This window comes from Microcoleus sp. A6-C6 (assembly GCF_036705955.1).
Lineage (GTDB): Bacteria > Cyanobacteriota > Cyanobacteriia > Cyanobacteriales > Microcoleaceae > Microcoleus.
Genome location: NZ_JAUBVR010000103.1, coordinates 1 through 16,252, shown reverse-complemented (window position 1 = coordinate 16,252; position 16,252 = coordinate 1). Strand labels below are relative to the sequence as shown.

Genomic DNA, 16,252 nt, shown 5'->3' with positions numbered 1-16,252 from the left:
GCTAGGTATTTACTTCAGGGTTTCCTGCCTCCAAATTTAAAATTATTAAATTTGTCTGAATATCTGCGGAATGTGGGCCAGAAGCTTTGTGGAGAATGGTTTTTATGATTTGCCTATTTAGCCGTTCATACCGTAAATCAGCAACGCCGAAAATCTAATAGCGACGCACCTTACACATTCGGTGAACGAAACAACGCTCCGTTTCACTCCGCCCAACAATTTTATTGTTGCAACATTTTTTCTCGGTATCCGCTCAATAAATCGGGGGAAATCGCTCACTAAGAGCCTCAAACATCGCAAAATCGTTCCCAACAAGGTAGTCTACCCCGATTTATTGAGCGGATACTTTTCTCGCATGGTATTATTTTCCGAATCAGATCAATTCCGTTAACAGTTGACAGTTGACAGGTCAACGTTTCTGACTTGAGAGATTTTGAAATTCCCGACTTCCCTGATAGCCAGATAAATCTCCTAACTCATTCAACGATTTTTGCCCTTCGTAAAACTTACCGTTAATTTCCCAAGCGGGAGTACCCTGAATCTTTGCAGCTTGGCAAAGATCAGGTCTCGCATTTTTCCCTTGAGGATTGCACTCGATATAATTGATAATTCGAGCCGCCTCTTTGCCAAAACTTTCCTTTTGCGCTTGACAGTGAGAGCAGGTATAAGAGCCGTACATTTTAGCTCCCACTCTTTTTAAATGCTGCGCTAAAGCAATTTCAGAAGTGCCAGAAGATGTTGTAGTATTCATGCTTGTCTCCTTGGCAGTACCGAGATTATTCACATCGGCATAAAGACCAGCAGAGGAAATCAACACTAACATAGATACCAGAATTCCGATCAAAAATAGCTGCCCGATATCATCCCATTCGCGACCGATTAATGCTAAGACAAACAAGCTAGTTGCAAACAAAGCAGACGCAATGCAGTAAATACAAGCTGCTTTGATATCAACAGCCAGTACATACATCAGATAGCCACTAAAAATCATCATTGCTGTGCCACCAGCAAACAAAAATAGTCCCGTCCAAGACTCTAATTTAGAGCGGAGACTCTTCTGTGCTGAAGAATTGACAAATAGGGGAGCTACGGCAAAAATTATCATGCTCAAATAGCCCAAAAACCCGAACAAAGAAAGAGGCAAACCAAAGACATAGGCATAGGGACTCGAAAGCACGATATCGCAGCCTTCTATGGGACAAGTTACCGCTCCTTGGGATAACTTGACGGCTGTTAGATAAGCAGTAATCGCAGCCCCAATACTTGCAATTCCTGCCATGATCGGGCGAGAATATCGATAAATCCAGGGCAGAGAACGTTGACGGTGCATAGTATTTTTGACCTCAAAATGAATGTATGTCTCAATTGTTGTAAAATGAAATTTTACACGCTGCGATTTCTCTATTTCAAAACTCTAGTTGCATTGAAAATAGCTGCCAGAGCTACCCCAACATCGGCAAAAACAGCTTCCCACATTGTCGCCAAACCAAAAGCACCCAAACCAATAAATATCGCTTTGACTGACATGGCAAAAATGATATTTTGCCAGACAATCTTGTGAGTTTTTCTGGCAATTTGGATCGCTTCAGCCACCTTTGACGGTGCATCTGCCATAATCACAATGTCAGCAGTTTCGATCGCCGCATCGGAGCCCAAACCGCCCATCGCTATGCCGACATCAGCCCTAGCAAGAACCGGTGCATCATTAATTCCATCCCCGACAAAGACAATTTTATCGCCTTTTTTAGATTCGGCGATCAGTTTTTCGATCGCCTCAACTTTTCCTTCGGGCAATAACTCAGCTATGTAGGAATCTAAACCGAGCTTTTTCGCAACACTATCGGCTACAGCTTGATTGTCTCCTGTGAGCATCACGATGCGCTCCACACCCAATTTCTTGAGGTCACGAATAGCTTGTACTGCGTCTTCCTTCAGCTCGTCAGCAATTAAAATATAGCCAGCGTAGCGGTTGTCTACCGCTAAATGTACGACAGTACCCTCAGCATTGCAAACATCGTGAGGGATGTTTTCTCGGTGTAGCAAACGGTCATTTCCGGCAAGCACAATTTGATTATTCACTTTGGCTCGGATGCCGTGTCCCGCTATTTCTTCGTAATCTGTCACCTCCGAAGAATCTATTTTTCCGCCGTAAGCTTCCAGAATAGATTTCGCGACTGGGTGATTTGATTGAGATTCTACCTTGGCAGCCATTGCCATCAAATCAGATTGTGAAAAACCATTTTGAGGCACAATTTTTGCAACTTTAAAAACTCCTTTTGTCAGAGTTCCTGTTTTGTCCAAAACAACTGTCTTGACTGCTGTCAAAGTATCGAGAAAAGTCGAGCCTTTCACCAAAATACCGCGCTTGGCTGCACCACCAATTCCCCCGAAGTATCCGAGAGGAATGCTAATCACTAATCCGCAAGGGCAGGAAATAACTAACAAGACTAGGGCGCGGTACACCCACAAAAGGCGATCGGCATTAGTTGCTCCTGAAATGAACAAAGGCGGAATTAAAGCCACTGCTAATGATGCAAATACTACAAAAGGCGTGTAGTAACTGGCAAATTTGCTGATAAATTTTTCAGTTTCAGCTTTTTTGCTTCTGGCATTTTCTACTAATTCCAGAATTCGGGAGATTGAAGATTCACCGAATATTTTGGTAACTTTGACGGTGAGAACTCCTGTCTGGTTAATTGTTCCTGCTAAAACTGTTTCTCCAACTTTCACTGTTCGAGGTACTGATTCTCCAGTTAGTGCAGACGTGTCAATTTGAGAATTGCCGTCGATAATTTCACCGTCTAAGGGGATTTTTTCGCCTGGTTTGACAAGGATGATCTCGCCGACGGCTACGGTTTCGGGCGAAACTTTTTTGATGTCACCATTTTCTTTGAGGTTGGCGCTGTCTGGGCGGATCTCTAAGAGCGATTTGATCGATTGACGCGATCGCCCTACGGCAAATTCTTGGAAGAGTTCTCCGATTTTGAAAAACAACATCACGCCGACTGCTTCTGGAAGTTTGTGAATGGCTACAGCCCCCAGTGTTGCCACAGTCATTAAAAAATTTTCATCAAATACTCGACCTCGCAGAATGTTGCGGCCGGCACTGGTTAAAACATTCCATCCACTCAAAAGATAGGCGGGGATGAAAACCAGATATTCGGCTATAGAATAGGGCGTGTTGTGCAGTTTTTCTTCAAATATTAAACCTCCGATAAATAGTAAAACAACTGATATAACAGGAATCAATTCTTGCTTGAGGTTGAAATCTCCGTTGCCGTGGTCGTGACCGTGGTCGTGGTCGTGACCGTGGTCGTGGTCATGGTCATGGTTATGATTCTCATGGCTGTGTTCGTGGTGTGCGTCGTGACTACAGCAACCGGAATCGCTTGATTTGGCTTTTTGCATGGTGTTTTCTGGGTTTTTGCTTACGCCTGATAGTATGAATAGATGTTCACATTATATGGTTCAAGAGGACAATATACTAGATTTTTAACTCAAAGTCTAGCTATTTTTCTGAAAAATATTCTTAAATTGGTAGTGACTGTTACAACTAACTAATAATAATAACTATTCTCAATTGCGGGGAAGTAATTAGATGGCTGATACACAAAGCTCAAAAAACCGGATTTTTCAGCGAGATTAAGGGTTTTTGGCGAGTATTTTGGTGAAAAAACCCGGTTTCTGTCTACCCATTTTTTTAAGTATTGTTAAGAGAACATAATCTGTGCTAATCGTCACAGGCAGAAAACATGAAAAAAGGTTTTTGTTGTGAAATAGACATAAAAAAAAGTCAAAAAGCCTGCCGTACCAGGGCAGAAAGATTCATCACCATAAAAGTTATGGCGATGGTTGTTTCAGAAGTATTAGAAAGTTTAGCCATGACTCTACCAAGGCTGAATCTTCTTTTAGCTTCTCCAAATTTTCCTTCAATTGAGTTACGAATTCTCTCGTCTGACTGAGCTTGTTTCTTCTTTGACTTGCTAATATTTTTTGGGTCTTCCTAGAGGAACGCCACTCATCCTAATTCCTCTTTCTTTGCACCAATCTCGATTTTCCTGCGTTCGATATAGCAAAATCACTTCACCCCTGACAATATTTCGGTCAAAACCGTTTTCTTCTTCATCCAAGGAAAAGGTTCTTCTAATATAGGTAAATTGAAAAATGGACAGAGCTTTTCCCATCCTTCGCCATCACAAACATCAATAATTAACAAAGATTCTGGACGGTCTTTAAAATATTCAAGCACATTTCTATAATGTAAATCATAAACATAAGACATTCTATCTTCATTAAACGCATAAGTACCATAAACAGCCGCTCTTAATAATCTTCTGATCTGCATCTTAGTCTCATTACTAGGATCGAAATCAAACGCAGACCTCTTTGACCAGTGAGCTTCTAAAGACTTTAACCAACATGATTTATTACGCACGGTTAAGATAAACTTACTATCAGGAAATAATTTATCTAACTGAGAATAAAAAGGAGCTACCGTTATATCTGTAATCCCATCATAATCATTGAGAATCGAAAAGTCATACTTAGCAGCCATCAGGTCTTGTAAAATTGTCTCATCATCAGGATAATGAACAACATTAATCCCTAGCATATTTAATGCCATTGTTAAGCTTTTAGTTCCCGTGCGACTCAAGCCAATTCCAAAAACTTTCATCTTTTTACTTATCATGGGTCTTTGAATAATAATTTTACTAGAAAATTCTATAGTTTCGGCTAACGTCAAAGGAGCTTTTTCCAAAATATTCATTTGCTTAAGTTCGCGGAGAGCAATATTTGGTAAATTCTCAATAAACCTAGCAATTTCCGGCTGACTTGCCTGCTTTGAAATATATTTTCTTGCAGAATCTACACCAAATTTAGCAACCAAAAAATCTAAATCTTTTTCTTGTCTTCCCCAATCTTCCTGACAAATAGTTAATTTAGCTTGATGATAATCTTGGCGACTTCTCAGTTCTCTCAAAGCACATTTGGCAAAAATATGGTGATAGAATTGAAAAAAGTCATGGATAATGTTAAATTTCTTAAATGCTTTTTTTAGCTTCAGTTTTTTTAGTGCCAGTGCACGAGTTCTTGATTCAGGTCTTAACACATATTTAGCATCATTATCAGGTACTTTAATTGCTTGCATTTCTCTGATTACATCAATTCTAGTAATATGTACACCACAATGAATATGACCTCTGAATTTATCAAGAACATAACAGTCTACGTATGGCAAACTATTTCTGGTAAGGAAAGGAGACATATCCTCCATAATTAAACAATCAGCATCCATGAAGACAACAAAATCACAATCGTAATTCATCTTCAGCATTTGCTGAACAGCGTGGGCAAAAGGTTTAACATTTTCAATAATATGAACTTGACGAGGCTGAATATTTTTGATGGCTAGGTCTAGGGCTATTTGGGATGTTCTTTCGCCAACAGTTCTAAAAACTAAATCGATTTTTTTCATGGTATTCTAATTCCAAGCCTGAGTTTTTAACTTGGAAAGCTGATAAATTATACTATCACCAGAAAAATCAGAAGTCAAGTGCTTGATTTTTCTGTAAATTTATGATAATGGTGTGAACTTGTACCAATTCTTAAAAGTTATGTAACAAGCGACATATTAGACCTCTTGCATAAGTCTTTTTAATCAAATTTTCGGACGGGCTAGAAGCCAATCCCAAAAGAAAAAAAATTGTGGGATGGGCTCTGAGCATCGTCCTAATTATTTTTGCAAGAGGTCTATTAAGTGCAGATTAATAGTGAATTGCTATGAGCCACCTCCTTGTGGAGGGTGAACGCTTAATAGCAGAATTTTCATAGCAAATTTACAATACTCCGAACAATTTTGAGTTGAGAAGAGGTCTGAGAAATATCAAAAGTTGGTTCGATGCTACACCTCCCATTTCAATTCTTCGTTTTCTTTATCGGCAATTTGTTCAAATAAACGCTCCACAGTAGGGTCAAGTTCTTGACGCCAACGCAAATCTAAAGTAATTTCTAAACCATGATTTTGGTAATAATCTGAGCAACCCTTTGATACATTAGGTAAAAACTCTTCTGTATTTTTGTGTTGAGCCTTTACTATTAAAAACTTCGTTCCGTTGTTTCCTCCTACTGGATGATGTTCGTGCTGGTAATATTTAACCATTTGGGGTTGATAGTCTATTTCCAAAAAATCGCAAAGCGTTCTGATGACACTTTCTACATTTGTGGCAAGATGTTCATATTTTATCTTAATTTTATTACCATTAAAATGACGGTACAATTCTTGGGTTTCATTGATGAGTTCCTTCCAATCATTAATTATTTCTTTGACATTTTTTTGAGGATATTTTCTGGTGCGGGAATTGATAACTGCCCGCCCATCTCTTTGGATAAATATCAAAAAAGGTTGGGAAGATGTTTTTTGAATAGTGGCTATTTGTTCTTCTAGCCAAGAAGTGTTTTTTGTAGAATCAACTACAATTGGCTTTTGTGTTTTGAGCGATATTTGTTCGTATAAGTCTAGGTGAGTGCTAGTAATAAAATCTTTCCAAACTGGACAATTGATACCACAAATGTTGCAAGTTCTTTTTATGGGGTAGTTTGTATTTTGCATGAATCTGGCTTTCCTTGCCTCTCCCGAGTAGAAACAATCCTGATGACTTCCCAGTATAAGTCCTAGAAGCGTAGAGCCAGAGTGACCAGCGCCACAGATAAAACAAACCTTTTGATTGATTCTTGATCCAGAATTTAGCACCATATCGCTGTAATAGATAAATTGGGTGTTGCTTAATCAGGGTATGAAAAAAATAAGTTGAAAATCCAAACGCTTTGTGAATACTGGTTTCTATGACGGGCATATTTAGCCTTTCATACTGTAAATCAGCAACGCCGGATTTTTTAACCGCAGATATCAGCAGATGAACACAGATGCACGCTGATGGGATTTCTGAAGTGTTTCAACTCAGACTTAATTAGCTATTCATCCGCCGGATAAATTCTAAGGGTAATCCGTCTGTATCGGCAATAAAAGCTACTTCGTAAACATTTTGCCCGATCGCCTGTTGAGTCGGTTCTAATAAAACTTTCAAAGCTTGAAATTGGTTTGGTTGGTCTTTAGCAGCTTCCTCAAACCGCTGTTTGAGAGACTGCAACCACCTAGGTAAGTCTGTCGTCGCCTCAGTTAAATCGAAGGATAAATGATAATATCCCACATAATGCTCGTCTGCGAAAGCATCGGGTGCGGGTTTTGGTTCCGGGATTTGGATTAGTTCGATGCGTCCGTTAAGACCTTCCATCCAACAGGCTAAGGTGTAACCTGTGGTAAAGCGATCGCTCACAGTAAATCCTAACTGTTCGTAAAAGGCGATCGCCCGGTGAATGTTAGCAGTGCGGATCGAGGCGTGGTGCATTTGGCAGTTGACAGTTGACAGTTGACAGTTGGCAGTTGACAGTTGACAGTTGGCAGTTGGCAGTTGATAGTTGATAGTTGGTAGTTGGTAGTTGCTACAAATAACAAATAACCAATAACAAATAACCAATAACAACTGACTACTGACTACTGACCAATGATTATTCAAACAACCGAAAATAGGGATATCTAGTAGGAACTCCCGGCTCTTTTTCCAAATCAAAATTAATCACTTCCCAGCAAGGCTCCTCCTGGGGATCTGGGCTAAAATCCACAGGTAAACCGTACAGCTTTGGACGCGGCGAATCCGGTTGGCCCCGCCAAGGCGTGCTGCGTTCCAAATAAGCGCTGATTAAGTCCCGATAGCGTTGAGCAACGATCACGCGAGTTGCTCGATAGCCTTGAGTATAAAGTCGATCGAGCGCTTCGTGAATTTCAAACCGAATCCCGTCCGGATGAGTGTGCTGGCGATACCATTCATCCTCCCAGCGGCGCCAGTGCCGCCCTGACTGAAGATGAACCAGTTCCCCCGTTTTTGGATCTGCCTCAAATGCCCCGTGACGCACGCACAAATAGGTATCCGTGAGCGTTAAAGCCGGAATTGTTTGGCGGCAGTGGGGACACTGAATTTCCGGGCCAAACATCGGGTATTGCAAGGCAAATTCAATCATTTATTTGCGTCCCAGCATATTTATCTGCAAACGTGGCAAATAGTTTTATTATATCCCGTATTAACAACCAGCTAATCTGCTAGAAGTATCGCGATCGACCAAAAAGATGAGTAATCTCAACGAACCTTTGCCTGCAAATCCTGCCTATTGGCCATTGCCGGATCTCTCCCAAGCTGCTTTTGTCGCTGTTAGCGCTGTTGTCATCGGCAGGGTAGAAGTGGCTGCGGGCGCGAGTATCTGGTACGGGGCGGTGGTGCGGGGGGATGTAGAGCGAATTGCGATCGGCAAAAGTACCAATATCCAAGATGGAGCAATTCTGCACGGCGATCCGGGAAAACCGACTATTTTGGAAGATTTTGTGACTGTCGGACACCGAGCGGTGATTCATTCAGCTTACATTGAACGGGGGTGTTTGATCGGGATTGGGGCGATCGTCCTGGACGGAGTGAGAGTGGGCACAGGCTCGATCGTCGGTGCAGGGGCGGTTGTGACGAAGGACGTTCCCCCTCGAACGCTGGTTGCGGGAGTGCCTGCGAAGCGGCTGCGAGACTTGTCTGAGGAGGAATCTGAGGAGTTGGTGGAACACGCTAAGCGTTACGAAAAGTTGGCTTTGGTTCACGCGGGGAAAGGTTCTGATTTGGGATTTGGTTCGTTGATAGAATAGGATTTTTAGCAAAAAACAATTAGTTTCCCATGACTTACACTGCGCCAAAAATTCTCACATTTGAAACATTTGTCGATCGATATTGTGACAACTGCCACTACGAGTTCGCTGACGGAGAATTAGTTGACAGGTCACCCACAGGCCCCCACGAAACCGTCAGTGGTAAACTGGCTACTCAAATCGGAATTGCGATCGCAGCCGAAAAACTACCTTGGTTTATTCCCCGGACTTGTTTAATCCGTCCATTTGCTGACGCTGCTACGGCGCGCCGTCCCGATATTGTCGTGTTAGATGAAACCGCCCTTGTCAGCGAACCGCTTTGGGAAAGAGAACCTGTGATTACGTTAGGGCGATCGATTAAATTAGTTGTAGAAGTTGTCAGCACTAACTGGGAAACAGATTATGCCCGAAAAGTTGAAGAATACGCTCTTTTAGGAATTCCAGAATATTGGATAGTTGATTATCGTGGATTGGGGGGTGTGGCTTTTATCGGTAAACCGAAACAACCTACTGTCACGGTTTGCGAACTGATTGATCGAGATTATACCAAGCAACTATTTCGCTTGGGCGAACCGATTGTTTCTCCTCTATTAAAGAGTTTGCAACTGCGGTTAGATGATATTCTGCCCCGTTAGATGAGACGGCGGTTGAAACCGCGTCTACAAAAACGAAGTCCGAGCTCAGAGGGACTCAAGAAAATAACATAATTTTAATTGCCCGGTATTCTTCAACCCACTCCCGTCGGGTTTTGTCTGTATATACGCGGTTTCAACCGCCCGGTTTTCTTAAATAAAAAATGATTGTTAAGCCCGATCGCGCGCTAAGATAAATCCCATGAATAACGATCGCACATCTAACCCAAACATCCCTCCGCATACCTGGAAACGTCCCATCGGCCTCGGTTGGGAGAATCCCTATACAGTCCGCTATGCAAGCAATCTCGACGACGGGCCCTGGCACGGAATGCCTCTGGGTGGCTTCGGGGCTGGCTGCATCGGGCGATCGCCCCGTGGCGACTTCAACCTCTGGCACATCGACGGCGGCGAGCATATTTTTCGCAGTTTACCCGCTTGTCAATTCAGCGTTTTTGAAGAAACAAAAGGTAAGAAACAAGCCTATGCACTGTCTACTGAACCTCCGCAAGATGGCAGTTTATCTAGTTGGAAATGGTATCCTTTTGAAGGAAGAAGGAAGAAGGAAGAAGGAAGAAGGGAAGATGAAGAAATAACGGGAGAAGAGTCAAATTCTGGGACTTATCATGCTTTGTATCCGCGTAGTTGGTTTGTTTATGAAAATGTGTTTGAGGCTCAATTAAGTTGCGAGCAATTTTCGCCAATTTTGCCGAATAATTATCAAGAAACCAGTTACCCAGTTGCGATGTTTGAATGGGTGGCGCACAATCCTACAGATGCGCCGATTACTCTCAGCATCATGCTGACTTGGGAGAATATTGTCGGCTGGTTTACTAATGCTAACAAGTCGCCGGAAGTCATGGTGCGAGATGATGGTAGTCCATTTTATGACTATCAACCCCGGTGGGGAGAAAGTGCCGGAAATTTGAATTTGTTTGTGGAAGATTTTCACCGAATTGGTTGCGTGATGGCGCGGTTGAGTGCTAACGATCAGCCACAAGAGGGGGAGGGACAGTGGGCGATCGCAACTATTACCAATCCGGCGGTAGAAGTATTCTATCAGACTCGCTGGAATCCGGTGGGGAATGGCGAGGATATTTGGCGACACTTTTCTAGTGAAGGTTTCTTGTTGGATGACAGAGATGAGACAGCCGCCGCCGCAGGGGAACGGTTGGCTTGTGCGATCGCAGTTCGCTTTACAATTAGACCAGGCAAAACTCGCAAAATTCCCTTTATTTTAGCTTGGGATTTGCCAGTTACTGAGTTTGCATCGGGAGTTTCTTACTACCGCCGCTATACTGATTTCTTCGGACGGAATGGCAAAAATGTTTGGCCGATTATTCGTACCGCGATGAAGCATTCCGATACTTGGCGCGAAAGTATTGAAGCTTGGCAAAAACCCATTTTAGAACGTACAGATTTGTCCGACAGTTTCAAAATGGCGCTGTTTAATGAGTTGTACATTTTGACTGACGGCGGTACTCTTTGGACTGCGGCGGATGAACGCGATCCCAAGGGTCAATTTGGGGTTTTGGAGTGCATTGATTACCGCTGGTACGAAAGTTTAGACGTGCGACTGTACGGTTCTTTTGCTTTGTTGATGCTGTGGCCTGAATTGGAAAAGTCGGTAATGATTGCCTTTGCGAGGGCAATTTCGACGGGAGACGATACTCCGCGAGTTGTTGGCTGGAATCAATCTGCGGCTATTAGAAAAGCTGTCGGTGCCACACCGCACGATTTGGGTGCTCCCAACGAACATCCTTGGGAGAAAACGAATTATACTAGCTATCAAGATTGCAATTTATGGAAGGATTTACCTTGCGATTTTGTGTTGCAGGTTTATCGGGATTTTCTGTTGACTGGTAGCACAGATTGTGAGTTTTTGCAAGATTGTTGGCCTGCCATTGTTGAGGCTTTGGCTTATCTAAAAACTTTTGATGAGGATGGGGACGGCATTCCTGAGAATTCGGGTGCGCCGGATCAGACGTTTGATGATTGGCAAATGCGGGGGATTAGTGCGTATTGCGGGGGTTTGTGGTTGGCGGCGCTGGAAGCTGCGATCGCGATCGGCGAAGTCTTAGAAGATGCAGCACCCGAAATAATTCCCAATCCCCAAGCAAAGATTGCATTATATCACAGTTGGCTGCTACAAGCAAGACCGAACTATCAGGAAAAACTGTGGAACGGTCAATATTACCGTTTGGATAGCGAGAGTAATTCGGAAGTAGTGATGGCAGACCAATTGTGCGGTCAATTTTACGCAAAATTGTTAGGATTGCCGGATATTGTGCCGCCAGAATGTGCTGTCAGCGCTTTAGAAACTGTGTATAAATCTTGTTTTTTAAAGTTCAATGACGGCGAGTTTGGGGCGGCGAATGGAGTAATGCTAAACGGTGCGCCGGAAAATCCGAACGCGACTCATCCTTTGGAAGTTTGGACGGGGATTAATTTTGGGTTGGCGGCTTTTTTGGTACAGATGGGAATGGAGGATAAGGCGTTTAAGTTGACTGATGCGGTGGTGAGGCAGATTTATGAGAATGGGTTGCAGTTTCGCACGCCGGAAGCTATTACGGCGGGCGGGACTTTTCGGGCGAGTCACTATTTGCGGGCGATGGCGATTTGGGCAATTTATGGGGTGTTGACTGGTTTTAAATAGGGAATTAGGTTCGATCGTTCGGACTTCAGTCCTTTCTTGAGTTAAGCTAAGGAAGGACTGAAGTCTTGATTGCGAACCAGTTGGATAAATCTGGTTGCTTATGAATTCTGTGTTAAAAAACTATTGTGTTAGTGTTGAGTTTCCTGATGTCAGCGGTGCAGAACACTTGGAAATGCTTCAAATTCGCGATCGCCTCGTAGAAATTGAATCTGACTTGAGTGAAGCCGAAAAGACGTTACTCACCAAGGGCGATCGCCAATTAATTGAAAATGTAAATGATTTTTATCATGAGTTGTCGCGCTTTGTCAATTTAGCTGACATCAGAAAAGCTGAAGCTATTCCTCCTCAACGCTGGTGGTGGTATTTGGATGTGTTAGTGTTTTTGCCAATTTCCTTGAAACCAGAGTTAACGAGTCACAGCGAATCACTGTCAAAACGGTCTTTTTAGGGATTGGTTGTGTGTAAGTGCGATCGTACTTCCTGCTAAAAATTCCGTGGCGCACTCTTCCCCAGCCGTTAAAACTGACAGATAGACTCTGGTTTGAGGGGGCAGGTTTTATTTGCGATCGGATTGTCTTCGAGGTCGAGTTTAGTTAGTTTAGTCAGAGATGTCAGGGGTGTAATGTCTGATATTTTAGTGTCTCTAATAATGAGCTCAATTAGGTTAGTTAAAGATGTCAGGGGTTTAATGTCTGATATTGGATTGTTTGTGAGAGCGAGATAAGTTAGGTTAGTCAGAGATGTCAGGGGTTTAATGTCTGATATTTTAGTGCCGCTAAGGATGAGGGAAGTTAGGTTAGTCAGAGATGTCAGGGGTTTAATGTCTGATATTTCGTTGCTGCTGAGACCGAGAGCAGTTAGTTTAGTCAGAGATTTTAGGGGTGTAATGTCTGATATTTTAGTGCCACCGAGGTTCAGGAAAGTTAGTTTAGTCAGAGATGTCAGGGGTGTAATGTCTGATATTCCATTGCCACTAAGACCGAGCTCAGTTAGTTTAGTCAGAGATGTCAGGGGTGTAATGTCTGATATTTCCTTGCCACCGAGGTCGAGTTTAGTTAGTTTAGTCAGAGATCTCAGCGGTGTAATGTCTGATATTTTAGTGACGCTGAGACTGAGAGCAGTTAGTTTAGTCAGAGATTTTATGGGTGTAATGTCTGATATTTCATTGCTACTGAGACTGAGAGCAGTTAGTTTAGTCAGAGATTTTAGGGGTGTAATGTCTGATATTTTATTTTGTAAGAGTTCAAGGAAAGTTAGGTTGGTCAGAGATTTTAGGGGTGTAATGTCTGATATTTTATTGCCAGCGAGGTACAGGTAAGTGAGGTTGGTCAGAGATTTTAGGGGTGTAATGTCTGATATTTTATTGCCAGCGAGGTAGAGTTGAGGGAGACTTGAAAGCTTCTGGTTAGCTGGTTGGCACTCATTAGTTCCAGCTTCCTTCAACAACGCATCAACAGTAATTCTAGCCTCTGGGTTCAAATTAACTTTATTGGCACACCAATCGGTAAAAGTTTTGTAGTTTGCTGTCGGTGTTTGCTGGGCAACCGACGCAGGCAATCTGTCTGCTGTCGGTGTCTGCTGCCTGACAGCCTGGGGCAATCTGCATCCGCTAAGAATTAGAATTAAAGACAGGCTGAAGACGATACACTGCCAACCATACCGCTTCGCAATTAGAGACAAATTCCTGTTACTTAAAAGCTTTTCTAACATTTGGCGTTCCTCCCAGTTTTTCTAGAAACTCTCTGAGTGAATTCATGATAACATCGCTTACGCAAGTGAAGAAGGACTAAAGTCCTCACTACGAACCAAAGTCAATTACGATAAAATCTTGTTGAGTGATGAGATTAGCTGGTACGCCGTTGAGAGTAGCTAAGATTTTATCTGTGTTGGCAATTTTGATTAAGGTTGTAGTGTTTTCTTGAACTATGCTGATGCGATCGCCCTTTAAGCCTCCCATCAAAACCAATAAATCCTCACCTTGCCTAAAATCAACAATAACATCGCCACCTTCCGCCGCAGTCAAGCAAAAGTAATCGCGCCCGCTTCCCCCAATCAAAGTATCATCACCGTTACCGCCCCACAGAGTATCGTTACCCTCACCGCCGCACAATTGATCCGTATCTCCACCGCCAAAAATTAGATCGTTACCGTTACCGCCGCACAAATAATCTTTTTGACTGCTAGCATCCGTCGCAATATTGTCAATATCTCCGAAAATTGTATCATCGCCTTCGCCGCCGCAGATCGTGTCACTTCCCAAATCTCCAAACAGGCGATCGTTGCCATAATCGCCACAAATTAGATCGTGATCTTTGCCGCCGTGGATAGTATCATTGTCACCGCCGCCAGCAAGAGTATCTGCGCTTTCTTGCCCGTACAAAACGTCGTTGCCGCGATCGCCAAAAAGCAAATCTCGTCCAGTTAAATCACCATCAGACGAGTCTGAAGTACCACCAAGTAAGGTATCATCACCTTCATCCCCAAGCAAGGTATCGTTGCCTTTATCGCCCCAAACTATATCATCATCTTTGCCTGCGATCGCCACATCGTCATCTTTCCCGGCATAAATAACATCATTCCCAGCGTGCCCGACGATGTAGTCATGATCTTCGTTACCAAATATGGTGTCGCTATCTACATCCGCGCCCACAGCAACCGGGCTAGCAAAACCACCGTAAATATTATCGCTACCCAATAAGCCCATTAGCAAGTCGTTGCCGTTAAAACCGTTGATGCTGTCATTAATATTGCTGCCGGTTAGGGAATCCCTGCTGTCTGTACCGCTGAGGGTGTTTGCAGGGATATTTTGGGCGGGAATCGAAGCGCGATCGGGTAAATTGATGCGATCGCACATACAGTCTTCCGAAACAGCAGGAATTAGCGCAGGTTGGGAAGTTTCGGTTTGGGCGATCGCATAATTCGGATTTGCGATCGCAATTTCCCCAGGTTTAGCCGTTGGAATTGGAGTTTCCGCAGGAGTTGGAGTCGAAATTGGTGTCGGAATTGAAATTTCCGCAGGAGTTGGAGTTGGAATTGGTGTCGGAATTGAAATTTCCGCAGGAGTTGGTGTCGAAACTGGTTTCGCCTTCAGAGTTTCCGCAGGAGTTAGAGTCGGAGTCGGAATTGGTGTCGGAGTTTCCGCAGGAGTTAGAGTCGCAACTGGTTTCGCCGTCGGAGTTTCCGCAGGTGTCGGAGTCGGAGTCGGAATTGGTGTCGGAGTTTCCGCAGGAGTCGGAGTCGCAACTGGTTTCGCCGTCGGAGTTTCCGCAGGAGTTGGAGTCGGAATTGGCGTCGGAGTTTCCGCAGGAGTTGGAGTTGGAATTGGCGTCGGAGTTTCCGCAGGAGTTGGAGTTGGAATTGGCGTCGGAGTTTCCGCAGGAGTTGGAGTTGGTGTCGGAATTGGAGTTTCCGCAGGAGTCGGAGTCGGAATCGGTGTCGGAATTGGTGTCGGAGTCGGAATTGGAGTCGGAATTGGAGTGGTATCTACAATAGTCAAAACAGAACTAGAAATCGCTCCTAAATCGGCTTCATTCGTGGGATTGTTCAGGATTAAATTAACAGTTTCATTGCCTTCTATTTCCGAATTATCTACAATTTTAATGGTGAAATTTTTAGCAGTTTCACCAATTTCAAAATTTAAGGTTCCCGATGTTTGGTTATAGTCGATTCCAAAATTAGCAGTGCCATTACTTGTGCTATAATTTACAGCAGCAGCCGCATTACTAGAATCAGTGCGAGTAACGGTAATTGTGGCAAAATTACCATTTTCATTAACGATATAATTGGCGTTGCTGAAGTTAAATGTGCCTGGATTATTGAGGTTTATCCTGAAAGTTTGGTTAGCCGAACTATCGACACCACCGTTATCTATACCGCCATTATCTTTCAGGTTTAAAGTGATATTAGCACTGCCGATCGCCCCTGGCGCCGGTGTAAAGGTTAGAGTGCCCGCCGAGTCGATCGCAGGTGGTACGCTAAACAAAGCAGCATTGTCATTTCCGACTACTTGGAAAGCCACAGTTTGTCCCGATTCGTTGGCGGGGCCCGGAGAAATCGCCGTCGCCCATCCGGGGATGGTTTGCGCGCCGGAGTTGCTGCTAAAAGTGCGATCGCCCCCTTTGACAAACCCAGGTGCATCGTTGACTGCATTAGGGTGCATCTCACTTTGGCAAATACATCAAATTGAAAGTTGACCGTTGAGATAAGCACAGCGAAGAGAAAGGA

The 16,252-nt window shown here is 43.5% G+C and carries 12 protein-coding genes and 1 pseudogene; 4 read left to right on the top strand and 9 right to left on the bottom strand.

Going from position 1 to position 16,252, the window contains the following annotated elements:
• Positions 1–409: 409 nt before the first annotated feature.
• From QUB52_RS26310 to QUB52_RS26280, 7 genes and pseudogenes are all read right to left on the bottom strand, one after another.
• The gene (locus tag QUB52_RS26310) at positions 410–1,330 is read right to left on the bottom strand and encodes a vitamin K epoxide reductase family protein (RefSeq protein ID WP_265240069.1); all 921 of its coding nucleotides are present in this window, start codon (positions 1,328–1,330) and stop codon (positions 410–412) included.
• A gap of 71 nt (positions 1,331–1,401) precedes the next feature.
• On the bottom strand, positions 1,402–3,408 hold the full coding sequence (locus QUB52_RS26305) for a heavy metal translocating P-type ATPase (protein WP_332975246.1): 2,007 nt from the start codon (positions 3,406–3,408) through the stop codon (positions 1,402–1,404).
• Positions 3,409–3,737: 329 nt separating this feature from the next.
• Positions 3,738–4,073: pseudogene (locus tag QUB52_RS26300) on the bottom strand (transposase); the annotation flags it as partial.
• A gap of 5 nt (positions 4,074–4,078) precedes the next feature.
• Positions 4,079–5,476 (bottom strand): sulfotransferase family protein, encoded by a 1,398-nt coding sequence (locus QUB52_RS26295; protein ID WP_332975245.1) that lies wholly within the window; start codon positions 5,474–5,476, stop codon positions 4,079–4,081.
• Positions 5,477–5,902: 426 nt separating this feature from the next.
• Positions 5,903–6,754: a sulfotransferase gene (locus QUB52_RS26290; RefSeq protein WP_332970702.1), complete on the bottom strand. Its 852-nt coding sequence runs from the start codon at positions 6,752–6,754 to the stop codon at positions 5,903–5,905.
• A 214-nt stretch (positions 6,755–6,968) separates the two neighbouring features.
• Positions 6,969–7,406, bottom strand: coding sequence for a VOC family protein (locus QUB52_RS26285; RefSeq protein ID WP_265240092.1), 438 nt, complete (start codon positions 7,404–7,406; stop codon positions 6,969–6,971).
• A gap of 160 nt (positions 7,407–7,566) precedes the next feature.
• Positions 7,567–8,076: a TIGR02652 family protein gene (locus QUB52_RS26280; RefSeq protein ID WP_265240073.1), complete on the bottom strand. Its 510-nt coding sequence runs from the start codon at positions 8,074–8,076 to the stop codon at positions 7,567–7,569.
• Between the two features lie 106 nt (positions 8,077–8,182).
• Here QUB52_RS26280 and QUB52_RS26275 point away from each other — a divergent pair, with 106 nt between their 5' ends.
• From QUB52_RS26275 to QUB52_RS26260, 4 genes are all read left to right on the top strand, one after another.
• Positions 8,183–8,740 carry a gamma carbonic anhydrase family protein gene (locus QUB52_RS26275; protein ID WP_332970701.1) on the top strand — a complete coding sequence of 186 codons (558 nt, stop codon included), beginning with the start codon at positions 8,183–8,185 and terminating at the stop codon, positions 8,738–8,740.
• Between the two features lie 29 nt (positions 8,741–8,769).
• A complete protein-coding gene (locus QUB52_RS26270; RefSeq protein ID WP_332975244.1) occupies positions 8,770–9,375 on the top strand; it encodes a Uma2 family endonuclease in 606 nt (201 codons plus the stop codon).
• Between the two features lie 199 nt (positions 9,376–9,574).
• Complete coding sequence (locus QUB52_RS26265) at positions 9,575–12,028, top strand: GH116 family glycosyl hydrolase (RefSeq protein ID WP_332975243.1); 2,454 nt, start codon at positions 9,575–9,577, stop codon at positions 12,026–12,028.
• A gap of 100 nt (positions 12,029–12,128) precedes the next feature.
• Complete coding sequence (locus tag QUB52_RS26260) at positions 12,129–12,476, top strand: hypothetical protein (RefSeq protein ID WP_265240078.1); 348 nt, start codon at positions 12,129–12,131, stop codon at positions 12,474–12,476.
• Between the two features lie 68 nt (positions 12,477–12,544).
• Here QUB52_RS26260 and QUB52_RS26255 read toward each other — a convergent pair whose 3' ends face one another.
• Together QUB52_RS26255 and QUB52_RS26250 are read right to left on the bottom strand one after the other, a co-directional pair.
• Positions 12,545–13,738 carry a leucine-rich repeat domain-containing protein gene (locus tag QUB52_RS26255; RefSeq protein ID WP_332975242.1) on the bottom strand — a complete coding sequence of 398 codons (1,194 nt, stop codon included), beginning with the start codon at positions 13,736–13,738 and terminating at the stop codon, positions 12,545–12,547.
• A gap of 88 nt (positions 13,739–13,826) precedes the next feature.
• On the bottom strand, positions 13,827–16,187 hold the full coding sequence (locus QUB52_RS26250) for a Calx-beta domain-containing protein (protein WP_332975241.1): 2,361 nt from the start codon (positions 16,185–16,187) through the stop codon (positions 13,827–13,829).
• Positions 16,188–16,252 lie beyond the last annotated feature (65 nt).